Origin of the sequence: Scandinavium sp. M-37 (assembly GCF_043558715.1) — a bacterium.
Taxonomy (GTDB): domain Bacteria; phylum Pseudomonadota; class Gammaproteobacteria; order Enterobacterales; family Enterobacteriaceae; genus Scandinavium; species Scandinavium vulneris_A.
Window position 1 is genome coordinate 1 of record NZ_JBIGIN010000028.1, and the last position, 14971, is coordinate 14971.

The following is a 14971-nucleotide window of genomic DNA, read 5'->3' on the forward strand; positions in this document are numbered from 1 at the left end:
CCGTTGATGCTGCAGGGGATGCAACTGCAGGCACCCTGACGCCTCGTGACGAATACGCGGTGCAGAAATTCGCTGCGGGCGGCAGCGCCGATGGCCTGCTGGCTAAACTGGACGAAGCGCTGACTTCCGTCACCAACTTCCAGGCCGACCTCGGTGCGGTACAGAACCGTTTTGGTTCGATCATCGCCAACCTGAACACCACGGTTATCAACACCACCGAAGCGCGTTCCCGTATTCAGGATGCCGACTTCTCAGTGGAAGTCTCCGCCATGAGCCGCGCCAACATCCTGCAACAGGCCGGTATCTCCGTGCTGTCTCAGGCTAACCAGGTGCCACAGAACGTGCTGAGCCTGCTGCGTTAATCCAGGCTGCCTCTTCATTGGCAACGCTAATCTATTGCCCTCCGAACGGAGGGCTTTTTTGTCTCTGCTCGCTAACGAGGACTGCGCTGAATCAGCGCATTGGCCACAGTGTAGACTTCTTCAATCAACACGTTATGACTTTGACCCGCAGAGGGGGAACCGCTTTGCGTCTGCATCACCGCATCGGTGACCAGGGCCCGCAGCTCTTTCGACGATCGGGCGCTGCGCTGCGCCAGATTGCGCGCCTCAACGGCAAATACGCCTTCTTCATCATGCAGCGAATAACTGTATGCCCGGCTGGAAAGCTGGACCAGCGTCCCGGCGCTGTCTGCAATTTCTAACGCCGCCTGATGCAGGGCATGCATCGCCTGCACTACGCTCACAACGCTTTCCACCAGCATTGCTACGCGGTTGGCGTTCTCCTCCGGGACGTGCAGCAGTAGCTCGTTTTTTTGCGCGATCGCCGTCGCGGCGCGGGCGATGATACTGGCCTGTTCGCCGATGTCATTCACCAACGGCGGCAAATGCGCATGCTGTTCACGCAGGGCGGTCGCCTCCTGTTTCAGCTGCGACGGCAGCTCCTCATTGAGTCGGGCCAGATGCTGATTCAGGCTGCGCACCAAGGTCAGCGTTGACACCAGCACCAGCGTCGCCAGCGGCCAGGGCTTGTGCAGCACCACCGTTGGACGTTCGCCCAGATGGCGGGTCGGGATATCAATAGCCAACAGCCAGTCGGTGTCGTGTAAAGGCTGGACAACCAGCGTGTGCTCCCCACTGGCGGTACGAAAACGGGTCTGACGCAGGCCCTCGCCGCGCTGCGCCAGCAGGGTTCGCAGGGGGACAGCCATCGGCAAATCGATATCGTTTTGCGACGGTAAACTGGTCGCCCCGGCCGCTTCGCCGACAATGCGCCCCTCGAGGTCAACGATCCATACCCGTCCCCCGAGCCTGTCCCCCAACTCCTTCACCAGGGCGTTAAAGAAGTTACGATCCTGCCCGCCCTGGGCATCAACGTCACCGCCGGGCAGCGATTTGTCCAGCGCATAACTTTTGAGGGTCACCACGTTTTCGGTCATGGAGCGCTGTTGAGCCTCCACCCGGTCGAGCTGTTCGCGCAGCTGATTAGCCAGCGAATCCACCTGATGACGGAGCCTGTCGCCCTCGGATTTAATGACATGTGGCATCACGTAGTACTGAATAACGGCCAGCAGAGTGATGCAGACAAAAACCAAGATAACTGTGAGTAACATTGAATAAACGCCTGTAAAAACAACGGCAGCACAACGCTGCCACTCCCCGGTTATTTTATTATGCGCAGGGCGATAAAGGCGGCAGTTAAACGGCCAATAACAGCGCACTTTTGCCAAAGATACTTAAGCAAAGGTTATACATTGCCAGACGCGGGAATACCTTTCAGGCGGTAGGGTTTTTAACAATGGCTTTTTTAGCGTTATTAAGCACATAAATAACCACAGTTATTAAAGAGGTATTTATTAAATTATATTAAAGCCGCAAGCAGCCGCCGTGAGAATGAAAATGAAACGCGTTGAGAAAACCTTCCCGAACCACAAAACGCCTCGCCTATGATGCGTTCAAAGCCAGACACCGCGCCGATCCCACGACAGCACGCTAAGTCAATGTCAGCTATAGTGATTACAACTCTCAGACCGGGATTATCCTGATGAAAAATAGAGGTACCGTCGGCAGATGTACATCCTCCAGGCCGGGTGTTAACTTTATTAACGACTCAATTTGCGGTGTCTGGATGAACAAAATGCGCTATCGCTGGCGTTAATAACCTTAATGATGTTGCAACAACTCATTCGCAGTGGTTGAAAAAAAACGGCGCAGGACATAAAAAGCTGGCACGCTTTTTCCATTGTTAACAAGGACCAATAACCAGCGTTAATAAAATCAATATCATCTGAACACTAAGAATATTTAATCAGAAGAATCAATAACTATGCTCAACAACATCGTAATTGGATCGTCAGTGACGCTGGATACGCAGACACGGACGCTCACCCGGACGCGGGATGGGGAAAGCGTCACCTTACCCGCATCAGCCTGCCTGTGTTTGAAGGCCCTGGTCGAGGCGCAGGGAGACGTGTTGTCTCAGGATCAGCTAATGGATATTGGTTGGCGCAGTGCCGGGGTGGAAGTCACCGATAACAGCGTGCGGGTGATGATCAATAAACTGCGGCGTGCCCTGAACACGCTGCAGCTTCAGGACAATATCACCCTGCTGGCGGTGACCCGCAGCGGCTATCGCCTGATTGTGCGCGACGACATCCCGGCGCCAGAGCCACAGCCGTCGATGGCGGCGCCCCCCATCGCTGCCGCCGCAGAACATGCCGCGGCACCAGTCCCGGCAGAGCCTCACGTCAGCCAGGCCGCCTACGTCGCCCCCGCACAGGTAAAGCCTTCCAGGGTGCGCCGCTATCTGCTGGCGGGCCTGAGCGGCATTGCAGCCGGGCTGGTGGTCGCCTTTCTTATGCATCTGCTCTTTATCGCCACCCCGACAAAGATGGACTTTGTCCGTTGGACGGGGCCAGACGTGCCTGCGGGAACCGAAGTGATGGTGCCCAAAGGCAAAGAGCATCAGCAAAAAATGATAGACGCGACCCTTCGTATCTATCAGCAACACGTACTGGATAAGCGGCCTGGGGAAACGCCCGCCCAGGTGCTGTATCTCACGCTCGCGGATGCCCGCACCAAAAACCATTTGGGGCTGATCGCCTGCGTACAACCGCTTCAGGATGCAAACAATGACTGTGAATCGTACTATTTTCGGATTTATTAAATGGCCATGGGTGCTGGTGTTTGTGTGTGGTTTTATTGTCGCATTTACCGCCTGCGTGCTGTACTCGATATATGCCAGCCCACTGAAATCCCAGTGTATTGCTCCAGTATCACTGTATGCGGTTAAGGACGATAACGATGTGGTATTAACCCGTGGGGTATACCGCTCCTTTCGGTCCGGGATCGATAAAGGACGCGTCACCTTCACCGGCAACATCCGCCATTTTGTGGACGATAAAATGGTGGGGCGGCCCATTCCGGTCCAGCGAGAAGTGATGTTTAACGCCAACTTTTCCGGTGATTTGTTGCTGATGACCATCACCGGGCATCACCGTCGACTGGGCGATCAGAGCAGCGATCGCGACGTGCAGGATTATATCTTCCCGCAGATCCACCCCGGTGAAACCGGGGTGACGTCGTTGTATCTGCTTGAAGGCAAAGCGGTCGCAACGGGCACAGAAATTACCCCGCGGGTTCTTTGCATCAATTAATCGCCCCGGCCCCTGATAATCCATCAGGGGCCACGCCTTACCCGTTAATCCGGACTCCCAGCGTGCCGACGCCAATCTCCAATGCCGTGCTTTCATACTGTGCCCCGACGTAAGGCTGGCGGCGAGGGGGGAGAGCGTCCTGACAATCGGAAAACGGGCAAGTCTTGACATTGAAGCACCTGCATCTTGATCGCTTTTTTATGATTAAGATGTAGACGCAGTTGATAATTTGAGCAATTTTCGCTGCGAAAAAAGTATCAGGAAAAGGACAGGATCAGTTCCGCCAGATTATCGAAAATCCGCGCCATCAGATGTTCGAAGAACGGGGCCAGGGTCTGGGCCATCAAAAACAGCGCCACCATCCCCACGCTGAGCGTCAGCGGGAAGCCGACCACGAAAATAGAGAGCTGCGGCGTGAGGCGGTTGAGCAAGCCAAGAATGAAGTTAATACACAGCAGCAAGGCAATAATCGGCAGCCCGAGCATCAGCCCCTGGCTGAAAATCAACCCGGCGTGGCTGACCAGATACATAAAGCCACCCGCGTGCAACGGTGCGGCGCTGACCGGCAACGAATGGAAAGTCTCGGCGACCAGCGCCAGCAGCCACAGATGGCCGTTAAACACCAGAAACAGCAGCGTCACCAGCAGATTGAGGAAGCGAGAAATCACCGGGCTGTTACCGACCCCGGGGTCAAAAAAGGTCGCAAAAGAGAGTCCCATCTGCATACCGATGAGCTCACCAGCGAGACGCACCGCGGCGAAGATAAACTGTAGCGTCAGCCCCATCGCCGCGCCGATCACCACCTGTTTGGCGAGCACCCACACGCCGGTCCATGAGTACAATCCCACTCCGGCATCCGGCACGCTGCTTCCGATCAGCAAGGCGGTCAGTAACGCCAGCCCGGCACGCAGCCGGGCGCTGACGCTGCGCTCGCTAAAAATCGGCGCAACCTGTAACAGCGCCGCGATACGCACCATGATGAAAAAGGTATGGCTGATGTGCGCGTAAAACTGCTCGAGGGGGATGCCGAACGCCATTAGCCGATCGCGAAGGGAATGTTGAGTAACAGCGTGCGGGTGTATTCGATGAAGATTTTCATCATCCACGGGCCGAGGATCACCGCCACCCCGACGATCATCAGGATCTTCGGAATAAAGGTCATGGTCATTTCGTTTATCTGAGTCGCGGCCTGCAAAATACTGATTATCAGGCCCGTCGCCAGCGCCACCAGCAGCAGCGGTCCGGCGACCATCAGCCCAACCTTGATCGCCTGCATGCCCATCATCATCACGCTTTCAGGGGTCATGGTGCGCTCCTAACTGTAAAAGCTTTGGGCCAGAGAGCCCATCAGCAGCTGCCAGCCATCAACCAGCACAAACAGCATCAGTTTGAACGGCAGGGCAATGGTGGTCGGGGGCACCATCACCATCCCCAGCGCCATCAGGATACTGGCGACCACCAGATCGATAATCAGGAACGGAATGAAAATGGTGAAACCAATCTGGAACGCGGTTTTCAGCTCGCTGGTGACAAATGCCGGAACCAGAATGCTCAAGGGTACGGCTTCCGGTCCGTCGATAGCCTCGGCTTTGGCAATCCGGGCAAACATCGCCAGATCGCTCTCGCGGGTTTGGTCGAGCATAAAGCCCCGCAGCGGCTTGACGCCTTCCGCCAGCGCGACTTCCATCGTGATTTTATCTTCCTGTAACGGCAGCCAGGCTTTGTCATAAATCTGGCTGAACACCGGGGACATCACGAAAAAGGTCAGAAACAGCGCCAGCCCGACCAGCACCTGATTCGGCGGCGCGGTCGGGGTGCCGAGCGCATTGCGCAGCAGGCCGAGCACGATAATGATGCGGGTGAATCCGGTCATCATCAGCAGCACGCCGGGGATAAAGGTGAAGCCGCTCAGCAGCACCAGGGTTTGCACCGGCAGTGACCAGCCCGCTTCGCCCATCGGTTTGGCTATCGTGATGTCGCTGTTCGCCGCCAGTGCGCCGAACGCGGACAGCAGCAGTCCGGCGCCCAGTAGAGAGCGCCCAAGTAGACGACGGGGGATCATGTGTCTGGGTCCTGACGATGTTGATCACGCAGCTTGTTCAGCAACGCGGAAAATGATTGAGGCGCAGGCGCGGCGGCGTTCACCGGGGTCACAGGCCGGGGCTGGGTGGTGAGGCAGGTAATCTGGCTGGCGGTCACGCCGAGCACCAGACGCTGCTCGCCCACGTCCACCAGCACCAGACGTTCACGCGCGCCAAGGGATTTGCTGGCGACCACGGTCATTACGCCGCTGCCGTCATTCAGGCGGCGTGCCAGGCCGCTGCGACGCACCACCCACGCCAGCGCCATCAGCAGCAAGACCACCAGCGCCAGCGCGCCCATTACCGTCATCAGCACGGAGTCGGACGCCAGGACGTCGGCCGGGCCGTTAACGGCATGGAGAGACGAAGAACGGTTCATTAGCGGCTCAGACGGTGCATGCGCTCGGACGGCGTAATGATATCGGTTATGCGAATGCCGAATTTATCCGACACCACCACCACTTCGCCCTGGGCAATTAAGTATCCGTTGATCAGGATATCCAGCGGCTCACCCGCCAGACCATCCAGCGACACCACCGACCCCTGGCTTAAGCGCAGCAGCTCTTTAATGGTCATCTTGGTGCGACCTAATTCCACGGTCATCTTGACCGGAATATCCAGAATCAGGTTCATCTCTTCAGAGAATTGGGGCACCGCCGTACCGCCGGTATTTCCCGCCGCGTGTTGTTCGCTCAGTGCGTCCCCCCAAAGATTATCGATGGACTGATCTTCCGGGCCCGACGAGGTATTCATGTCGCTCATGGGGGCATTACTCCTTGTGTAATGAGTGTATTGCAGGTTGAATCATCTGCTCGACCTTCAGAGCATATTGATTGTTTACAGAGCCATATTTCGCTGTGAATACCGGTACTCCACCGACACTCGCTGCAATAAACTCCTGTTTGTCTAATCCGATCACATCGCCTTTTTTCATCTGCATCACGTTGGAGAGACGGGTGTTCACATCGGCAAAGCGCGCCACCAGTTCCAGCTCGGTTTCCCGCATCTGGCTGGCCAGCATTCCGCGCCAGTGAGAGTCCTCGTGGCGGGAGTTGTCCATCGGTGGATTGCTTAACACCTCCCGCAACGGCTCAATCGAGCTGAAGGGAATACAGATATTGAACTCCCCGCGATGTGAGCCGATTTCCACCGAAAAAGGCGTGGTGACCACCACGTCATTGGGTGACGAGGTGATATTGGTAAACTTGACCTGAATTTCAGAACGGATGTATTCCGTTTTGATTTTGTAAATCGAGCTCCAGGCAAATTCATAGGCTTCCCGCGCCATGCTCAGCATGCGGTGGATAACCCGTTGCTCGGTCGGGGTAAATTCCCGTCCGTCGGCTTTGGTCGGAAAACGGCCATCGCCACCGAACAGGTTATCCACCGCCATAAAGACCAGCCCCGGTGAAAACGCCATCAGCGAGGTGCCGCGCAGCGGATTCAGGTGCAATAAATTCAGGTTGGTTGGCACCGGTAAATTGCGGGCAAACTCATGGTACGGCTGAATTTTAATATTGCCCGCGGTGATATCCGGGCTACGGCGCAGCAGGTTAAACAGCCCCATCCGAAACTGGCGGGCAAAGCGTTCGTTAATAATTTCCAGCGAATGAAGACGTTCGCGGATCACCCGGCGTTGGGTATGCGGATCGTAGGGTTTAATCCCCGCGTCCGGACTCCCGCCGTGGCGATCGTCGCTGCTCTCGTTGTCGGCGTTGAGCAGGCGATCGATTTCATCCTGTGATAAGAAGCTGTCAGCCATAATATTTACCGCAGAATAAATTCATTAATTAAGACATCAATGGGTTGAATCGCCTGATGCTGCGTCAGCGGTTTGCTCAGTTCATTCTTAATACTGGCAATAAATTGAGCCTTACCTTCATCGGTCGATAAACCTTCATAAGTTTGTTGGGTCAGCAGCAAAAAAAGACGGCTGCGGTATTCGGGTAAATATTTTTCAAGGGTGGCTAATGACTGGCGGTCGGCCAGACGCACCGAAATACCGAGGAACAACACGCGGTCAGATTCATTCGCCGTCGGCTTCAGGCTGACGGTAAAAGTGTTCATCGCCAGATAGAGTGGGTCAGGGCTGACGACCTGCGGCTTCCCTTGCAGGGCCGTATCCTGCCCGGTAGTCGCCGCTGGCTGAGCGTATTTCATTTCCCAGAACATATAGCCGGCAAGTCCGCAGGCGGTGATCGCAATCAGAAACATCAGGGTTGTCAGAAGCGAACGAGACCCTCCGCCAGAGGCGGACTTTTTATTTTTGTTACTCATGACAGTTAACTCTGTAATAAGGGAGCGCCGATCCTCAGCCCTCCCGATTTAATAGGCAGGTATTGTAGTCCATTTAATGAGCTGAATAATCAGGGGATAAAATTTCATTCCTGTCGCTAATTCAGTACATCAGGCAAAGGTATTAATCCCGTAGACATTCCCCGGCGCGGTGGTTAACAGCTGCGGCACACTTTGCGCTTCGGTTGCCTCCTCACTGCCCTCTGACTCCGCGCGGGCGTGTTCCCCCTGCGCATCCGCTCCGGCGTGAGGGTTTTCGGCCCCTACGCTGGCTTGCCCCAGCTGAATACCGGACTCCGCCATCGCCGTGCGCAGCTGTGGCATCGCCTGTTCCATCGCCTGACGCACCTGCGCATGTTCGCTAACGATATGCACCTGGGCCTGCTCCTGATGCAGACGCAGAGTGATATGCAGCGACCCCAGCTCCTCAGGGTGCAAACGAATTTCCGCATTGTGGATGCCGTTCCGGCTGAACATCACAATCTGCTGGCTGACCGAATGCTTCCACTCCGGGGCTTCCGGCGGGTAGCTCACCGTCGCCACCGGGACAGGTGCCGGGCTGATGGCCGGACGCGTCGCCGCAGGCAGGGTAATGGGGCTGACACCGATCGGCTGCGCGCTGTTTTCAGGAACGCCTGCCTCAACCGTGAGCACCGGCTGAACGCTGGCCTGCACCATTCCCGCGCTGCCGTTCACGCCGGCTAACGTTGCCTGCGGTTTGTCGGCTTTCACCGCTTTCCCGGCCACCGCCGCCACAACGTCAGCCATGCTTTGGCGTGCAGAAGGCTTGATGGCTTCCAAAGGCGCCACTTCGGCCCCCGTTGTCACCGCCGCATTACGCGCCACCAGCTGCTGTAGTTGCCATTGCGGACTCTCTTGCGCCCCCTCGGTCGTCAGCGCCGCCAGCATCTTTTCCGCCCGGGCTGTCTCTGTCAGACTCTCCCCGTCACGCTCCCCGGTGACAACGGGTATGTTCTCAGGCTTCTGCGCCAGCAGTTCTGCCACAATCGGCAGCCCCACCAGCCCCAGTTCCACTAACTTTTCATCCAGCTGAATACCAAAATCCTTGCCGGTCAACGCGCTGGTCAATTCGCCGCTCATGAGGGGCAGCCCCTCCGCGCCGCCTGTCAGCAGCCGGGTGATATCTATGTTCATAATCTCTCTCTTTTTTGTCCGGCACGCTGGGCGAACTCGTCCATCATTTTTTGCTCGGCTCGGCTTTCCACCTGCGCCTGGGCCGTCTCGCGGCGCACGATCAGGGTTTCAAAGGCGTTGAGGCGCTGCTTGTCGGAGATCCAGCTCGCTTTCGCCCGATCCACCGCTTTTTCGCAGGTGTTCACGTGGCCTGCATGCTGCTTCACCACCTGATTGAGCGACAAAATAAACGACTGGTGATTGACCAGATCCGCCACCGACATCCCGCGCCCGGTCATCCCACGGCGCAGCGACTGCTGGTACTCCTGCTCGTAATTCTGTAACTGCTGATGCTGGTTGACCGCCTCCTGCCACGTCTGCTGCATCGTGCCGAGCGTGCGGGTGGTTTCGGTCAGCTTCTCCTCCGCCATGTCGCGCAGCATCACCATCGGGTTTTTGACCTTCATTGGCTGGCCCTTATGGGTTGATCGTTGGGAACAGGCCCGTCAGACCGGCAATCGCGTCTTCGTAGCGGCTGCGCTCGTGAATAGCCTGAAGCAGGAACGCTTCCAGCGCCGGATAGTCTTGAATGGCCTGATCGAGCAGCGGATCGCTGCCCTTCACATAGGCCCCGACGCTGACCAGGTCACGGTTGCGCTGATACGTCGACAACAGCTGCTTGAAGCGCTGCACCTTGCGATACTGTTCGTGCGGGATAAGCTCGGTCATCGCGCGGCTGATCGAGGCTTCAATGTCGATCGCCGGATAGTGTCCTGCCTCCGCCAGACGGCGCGACAGCACGATATGACCGTCGAGGATCGCCCTGGCAGAGTCGGCGATCGGATCCTGCTGATCGTCGCCCTCGGTCAGCACGGTATAAAACGCAGTGATCGATCCGCCGCCCGGCATCCCGTTTCCGGCACGTTCCACCAACGCAGGCAGGCGGGCAAAGACCGACGGCGGATAGCCTTTGGTGGCGGGCGGTTCGCCGATGGCCAGCGCCACTTCACGCTGCGCCATCGCATAGCGGGTCAGGGAATCCATGATCAGCAGCACGTTCATCCCACGATCGCGAAAATCCTCGGCGATGCGCGTGGCATACACCGCGCCCTGCATTCGCAGGATCGGCGACACGTCCGCCGGGGCCGCCACCACTACCGCCCGCTCGCGGCCTTCCTCCCCGAGGATATTTTCAATGAAATCTTTCACTTCGCGGCCACGCTCGCCAATCAGCCCGACCACAATCACATCGGCGGTGGTGAAGCGGGCCATCATGCCGAGCAGCACGCTTTTGCCGACCCCGGACCCGGCGAACAGGCCCATACGCTGACCGCGTCCGACCGTCAGCAGGCCGTTGATGGCGCGAACCCCGACGTCGAGCACGGTTTTAATCGGGTCACGATGCAACGGGTTCAGCGTCGGGGTGAACAGCCCGGCGGCGGGTTTGCCCGGGGCCGGACGCCCGTCCAGCGGTCGGCCCTGCGCATCGAGCACCCGCCCGAGCAGATGCGGCCCGACCGGGAGCTGTTTGCCGTCATGGCTGTCGGCTTCCGGGGCGTACACCCGTGCGCCGGGCAGGATGCCATCCACGTGCTCGAGCGGCATCAGGAACAGGGTCTGACCGTTAAACCCGACCACTTCACTCTCGACGGCGGAAATCCCCTGGCTGGTCTGGCGTTCGACGATGCACAGCGCACCAATCGGCAGCTTCAGCCCGACCGCCTCCATCACCAGCCCAGTGGCGCGGGTCAGCTTGCCGTACTGACGAAAATCGGGCATCTCCGTGAAACGTTCTTCGACCCGATCAATCGCCGCCAGCCATGCTTTCAGACGCTGGCTCATTGCGACAGCTCCTCACGCGCCAGCTGGCATAACGTCTGCCAACGGGTTTCCAGAGAGGCATCAAACTCGACATCCGGCGAGACCAGGCGACAGCCGCCCGGCACCAGCTGCGGGTCGCTGTGCAGCTCCCAGCCCGCGGCGGTCAGGGTGTCGCCTAACGCAGCGGCGACCTGCGCCCGCTCGTCGGGATGGACGTGCAGCTGAATGCTGCCGTGCAGCAGCGCATCTTGTTTCATCAGGGTGCGGATTTGCTTCACCAGCGCGGCGTTGTCCACCATGCTGACCGAGCCGTACAGCTGCTGCACCGCCGCCAGCGCCAGCTGTACCAGCCGACCGGGGATCAGGCTGTCGAGATTCTCCAGCGTCAGCTGGAAGTTATTCACCCAGCCCTGGGCCTGACGCAGCAGGGCCTGTTGCTCCTGCCCCGCCTGGGCGATACCCTGCGCCAGCCCGGCTTCATGCCCTTCGCGCTGTCCGGCTTCATAGCCCTGCTGGCGGCCCTCTTCCTGCCCCCGGCTTAAGCCCTGGGCATAGCCCTGTTTTTCAGCCTGCTGCCGCAGGCGTGCCAGTTCGGCTTTGAGCTGTTCATCCGACTGGGCGGAATCAAGGCTCGGCAACGGGGCCTCCGGGGTATCGTTCAGCAGATTCTCCGGCTGCCAGCTGCGCCACTGCGGCTGGGCGTTATCATCAAACGTAGGCATCGTCGCTGCCTCCAATCAGGATCTCGCCCGCTTCGGCCAGGCGACGCACCACATTGAGGATCGTCTTCTGCTCGGCTTCCACCTGCGACAGGCGTACCGGGCCACGCGAGGCCAGATCTTCGGTCATCAGATCCGACTGACGACGCGACATATTGCGGAAGAACTTGTCGCGCAGCGGCTGATCGGCGCCTTTCAGGGCGATGATCAGCGTCTCGCTTTCCACTTCCTGCAACAGACGCTGGATCGACCGGTCTTCGACATCCACCAGGTTTTCGAACAGGAACATTTCGTCGATGATCTTCTGCGCCAGTTCGCCGTCGAAATCGCGTACCGCTTCGATGGCGGCCTCTTCCTGCTGCGATTTCATCAGGTTGAGGATCTCCGCCGCCGGACGCACCCCGCCCATTTTGCTGCGCTTGAGGTTCTGGCCGTGCAACAGGTTGTTGAGCACTTCGGTCAGCTCCTGCAACGCTGCGGGCTGCACGCCGCCAAAGGTGGCGATACGCAGCATGATGTCGTTCCGCTCGCGCTCGTCGAATTTACCGAGTACGTCCGCCGCCTGATTACGCTTGAGGTGTACCAGGATGGTGGCGATGATCTGCGGATGTTCTTCGCGGATCAGGTCAAACACCGACTGCGGCTCCATAAAGTTGAGCGTTTCGATGCCGTTGGTGCCCTGATGGGTATCGAGCAAATCCTCCAGCAGCGACGAGGCGCGCTCTTCGCCCAGCGCCTTGATCAGCACACTGCGCAGATAATCATTGGTATTGAGGCTCAGCGCCGCGTACTCGTTGGAGTCGGTTTTAAACTCCTGCAACACCGCCGCCATCTGGTCATGGGTGAATCCGGCCATGTTGACCATTGAGCTACTGATCTGTTTGACCTCGTGGGCGTTGAGGTGCTTGAACACCTCGGCGGCCAGCTCATCACCCAGCGTCAGCATGACGATGGCACTTTTTTCAGCGGCATTCATGATTTGAGATCCTTATTCATCCACTGGCGCATCACCAGCGCAATCACCCGAGGTTCCTGCTCAGCCAGCTCACGCAGCTGCTGCGTATTGAGCTCGGTGTCCACCCGCTGCTGGGCGCGTTCGCGGGCATCTTTTTCCGAGGCGCGTTTCTTCTCGGCCTGCTGTTCCTCGCGTGCCTCTTTTTCCATCTCCATGCGCCGGAGAGTCGTTTCCTGATGGCGTGCCCAGGCTGGCTGTACCAGCTTGCGCCACATCACCCAGGCGATAATCGCAATCACCAGATAGCGGGCAATCGACATCAGCAGGGAATAGAAACTTTCCTGTTGCCAGAACGGCGGCAGTGGCTCATCGACCACGCCGTTAAACGGCGAATTCATGATGTTGACGCTGTCGCCCCGCTGAGCGCTGAAGCCAATCGCCTCTTTCACCAGGGCGTTGACCCGCGCCAGCTCGGCCTCGTTCATCGGCCCGGTTTTGCCCTCCTCGCCCTGTGGCAGATGGTTGATCACCACCGCCACCGACAGGCGCTCGATCCGGCCCGCGTTGGATTTGGTGTGGGTCAGGGTGCGGTCGACCTCAAAGTTGGTGGTTTCGTCGCTGCGGTTGTTGTACGGCTGCGCGGTTTCCCGCCCGCCCACGGTGGTGGTGCGTTTGGTATCGGCTGTCGCAGCGCCAGTGGCGGCTGCTGGCGTATTCAGCGGCTGGGTTACCGGCGCGGTGGCCGGGGCCGGAGGCGTATTGCTCAGCGCGCCCGGCACACCGCCGGTGCTGCGGCCGTTACCCTGTTCGGCAAGGCTGGCCTGACGGCTGCGGATCGCCATTTTCTGCGGATCAGAATTAGGCTGATACTGCTCCAGGGTTTGCTCCTGCTGGGTGAAATCAACCTGCGCGGTGACCTGGGCGCGGATGTTGCTCTCGCCCACCAGCGGGGCCAGAATGCGCTGGATGCGCTGCTGATAATCGCTTTCCAGCTCGCTGGTATATTTCAGCTGTGAGGTTTGCAGCCCGCGCACCCCGCTCTGGGTCAGCAGGTTGCCGCGCTGATCGACGATAGTCACGTTCTCAGCGGGCAGCCCGGTGACGGCGCTGGAAATCAGATGGGTAATGGCCACCACCTGGCCTTCATCGAGGGTGCGGCCCTGAATCAGGTTGACGGTCACCGAGGCGGTCGGCAGCTTCTGCTCGCGGACAAACATCGACGGTTTCGGCACCGCCAGATGCACGCGGGCGCTCTGGATCGGCCCCAGATTTTCGATGGTGCGCGACAGTTCACCTTCCAGCGCACGCTGGTAGTTGACCTGTTCGCTGAACTGGCTGATACCAAATTTTTCCTGGTCCAGCAGTTCAAAGCCTACCGAGCCGCCCTTCGGCAGCCCCTGTTGGGCCAGCTTCATCCGCGCCTCATGCACCTGCGCTTCCGGCACCATAATCACACCACCCGGCGTATCGATGCGGTAAGGCACGTTCATCTGCGTTAGCTGGGCGACAATCGCCCCGCCGTCTTCGTCGGTGATATTGCTGAACAGAACCCGGTAACCCGGCTCCTTTGCCCAGAACATCAACGCAATGAAAACCGACATTGCCGCCGCCGCGCAAATGACCAGCACCAGCTTGGGGCTGGTGCGCAGCCATGACATGGCGGCTTTCATTCGCTCTGTCGGATTGTTCGTTAAACCATTTAATGTGGCACTCATGCCGTCATCCTGTAAGAAATAGCACGCAGGGAATACGCGTGTCGGCTGACGTATTACCGTGAGCCAATATCAACGTGTAGAAATTTGAGAGAATTTTTCAGGTGGGCATTATCGACCGGAAGCCGTTTTTTTTAAGGATAAATAAGCTCAAAGTTCTGTCCGCTTATCGGATTTTCTGCCGGATTTACTCACATGGTAAGCTGTCGGCGTTTAAAAGATGTGCAATAACATGCAGCGTTTTCTTTATTAATGCAGGAAGTGAATATGTCAGCAACATTAATGCGTGGGGTCCTCGATCAGATCCAAAGCCAGGCCCAGCAACTGTCCGGCGTATCGCGCCCTGCCCCGGCAGCCGCGGCAAAGACGCCGTCGTTTTCTGACGTTTTATTTAACAGCATTAACGAAATAAATAAAACCCAGCTGGACGCCAAAAATACCACGCAACAGTGGATGTCCGGCAGTAGCGATATTGGTCTGAACGACGTGATGTTGTCGATGCAGAAATCTTCTATTTCTTTCAGCTTTGGTATGCAGGCCCGCAATAAAATGCTGAGTGCTTATCAGGAAATAATGAATACCCCGGTATAAGGTGCAAC

At 58.0% G+C, this 14971-nt stretch carries 18 protein-coding genes; 4 read left to right on the forward strand and 14 right to left on the reverse strand.

The genetic code is table 11. The annotated features are described in order from the left end of the window. Positions 1-362, forward strand: a 362-nt coding sequence (locus ACG0Z5_RS17930) for a flagellin (RefSeq protein WP_394449868.1), incomplete at its 5' end; no start/stop codon positions are given. A gap of 71 nt (positions 363-433) precedes the next feature. Here ACG0Z5_RS17930 and ACG0Z5_RS17935 read toward each other — a convergent pair. Next, positions 434-1612, reverse strand: coding sequence for a methyl-accepting chemotaxis protein (locus ACG0Z5_RS17935; protein WP_394449870.1), 1179 nt, complete (start codon positions 1610-1612; stop codon positions 434-436). A gap of 713 nt (positions 1613-2325) precedes the next feature. On the opposite strand from ACG0Z5_RS17935, the gene ACG0Z5_RS17940 reads away from it, so the two are divergent. Further along, complete coding sequence (locus ACG0Z5_RS17940; RefSeq protein WP_394449872.1) at positions 2326-3165, forward strand: transcriptional regulator; 840 nt, start codon at positions 2326-2328, stop codon at positions 3163-3165. After that, a complete protein-coding gene (locus ACG0Z5_RS17945) occupies positions 3131-3655 on the forward strand; it encodes a hypothetical protein (protein WP_394449874.1) in 525 nt (174 codons plus the stop codon). Before ACG0Z5_RS17940 ends, ACG0Z5_RS17945 begins: the two co-directional genes overlap by 35 nt. A 257-nt stretch (positions 3656-3912) precedes the next feature. Here ACG0Z5_RS17945 and fliR read toward each other — a convergent pair whose 3' ends face one another. The 13 genes from fliR to fliF form a co-directional block, all read right to left on the reverse strand. After that, positions 3913-4692, reverse strand: coding sequence for a flagellar biosynthetic protein FliR (gene fliR, locus ACG0Z5_RS17950; protein ID WP_394449876.1), 780 nt, complete (start codon positions 4690-4692; stop codon positions 3913-3915). Next, on the reverse strand, positions 4692-4961 hold the full coding sequence (fliQ, locus tag ACG0Z5_RS17955) for a flagellar biosynthesis protein FliQ (protein WP_394449878.1): 270 nt from the start codon (positions 4959-4961) through the stop codon (positions 4692-4694). Before fliQ ends, fliR begins: the two co-directional genes overlap by 1 nt. A 9-nt stretch (positions 4962-4970) precedes the next feature. Next, positions 4971-5717: a flagellar type III secretion system pore protein FliP gene (gene fliP / locus ACG0Z5_RS17960; RefSeq protein ID WP_394449880.1), complete on the reverse strand. Its 747-nt coding sequence runs from the start codon at positions 5715-5717 to the stop codon at positions 4971-4973. Beyond that, positions 5714-6115 carry a flagellar biosynthetic protein FliO gene (fliO, locus tag ACG0Z5_RS17965; protein WP_394449882.1) on the reverse strand — a complete coding sequence of 134 codons (402 nt, stop codon included), beginning with the start codon at positions 6113-6115 and terminating at the stop codon, positions 5714-5716. The genes fliP and fliO overlap by 4 nt, the downstream gene beginning before the upstream one ends. Next, positions 6115-6498, reverse strand: a complete 384-nt coding sequence (gene fliN, locus ACG0Z5_RS17970; RefSeq protein WP_394449884.1) for a flagellar motor switch protein FliN — start codon at positions 6496-6498, stop codon at positions 6115-6117. The genes fliO and fliN overlap by 1 nt, the downstream gene beginning before the upstream one ends. Positions 6499-6505: 7 nt before the next feature. Beyond that, positions 6506-7498, reverse strand: a complete 993-nt coding sequence (gene fliM / locus ACG0Z5_RS17975; protein WP_394449886.1) for a flagellar motor switch protein FliM — start codon at positions 7496-7498, stop codon at positions 6506-6508. 5 nt (positions 7499-7503) lie between these two features. Then, positions 7504-8013, reverse strand: a complete 510-nt coding sequence (locus tag ACG0Z5_RS17980; RefSeq protein WP_394449888.1) for a flagellar basal body-associated FliL family protein — start codon at positions 8011-8013, stop codon at positions 7504-7506. A gap of 129 nt (positions 8014-8142) precedes the next feature. Beyond that, positions 8143-9186, reverse strand: a complete 1044-nt coding sequence (locus ACG0Z5_RS17985; RefSeq protein ID WP_394449890.1) for a flagellar hook-length control protein FliK — start codon at positions 9184-9186, stop codon at positions 8143-8145. After that, positions 9183-9614, reverse strand: a complete 432-nt coding sequence (fliJ, locus tag ACG0Z5_RS17990; protein WP_394449954.1) for a flagellar export protein FliJ — start codon at positions 9612-9614, stop codon at positions 9183-9185. Before fliJ ends, ACG0Z5_RS17985 begins: the two co-directional genes overlap by 4 nt. A 28-nt stretch (positions 9615-9642) precedes the next feature. Then, on the reverse strand, positions 9643-11007 hold the full coding sequence (gene fliI, locus ACG0Z5_RS17995; protein WP_394449892.1) for a flagellar protein export ATPase FliI: 1365 nt from the start codon (positions 11005-11007) through the stop codon (positions 9643-9645). Next, positions 11004-11708, reverse strand: coding sequence for a flagellar assembly protein FliH (locus tag ACG0Z5_RS18000; protein WP_394449894.1), 705 nt, complete (start codon positions 11706-11708; stop codon positions 11004-11006). The genes fliI and ACG0Z5_RS18000 overlap by 4 nt, the downstream gene beginning before the upstream one ends. Continuing rightward, positions 11695-12681 carry a flagellar motor switch protein FliG gene (fliG, locus tag ACG0Z5_RS18005; protein WP_394449896.1) on the reverse strand — a complete coding sequence of 329 codons (987 nt, stop codon included), beginning with the start codon at positions 12679-12681 and terminating at the stop codon, positions 11695-11697. The genes ACG0Z5_RS18000 and fliG overlap by 14 nt, the downstream gene beginning before the upstream one ends. Beyond that, the gene (fliF, locus tag ACG0Z5_RS18010; RefSeq protein ID WP_394449898.1) at positions 12678-14375 is read right to left on the reverse strand and encodes a flagellar basal-body MS-ring/collar protein FliF; all 1698 of its coding nucleotides are present in this window, start codon (positions 14373-14375) and stop codon (positions 12678-12680) included. Before fliF ends, fliG begins: the two co-directional genes overlap by 4 nt. 264 nt (positions 14376-14639) lie before the next feature. Between fliF and fliE the strand changes: the two genes are divergently transcribed. Next, the gene (gene fliE / locus ACG0Z5_RS18015) at positions 14640-14963 is read left to right on the forward strand and encodes a flagellar hook-basal body complex protein FliE (RefSeq protein ID WP_394449900.1); all 324 of its coding nucleotides are present in this window, start codon (positions 14640-14642) and stop codon (positions 14961-14963) included. Positions 14964-14971: the final 8 nt, after the last annotated feature.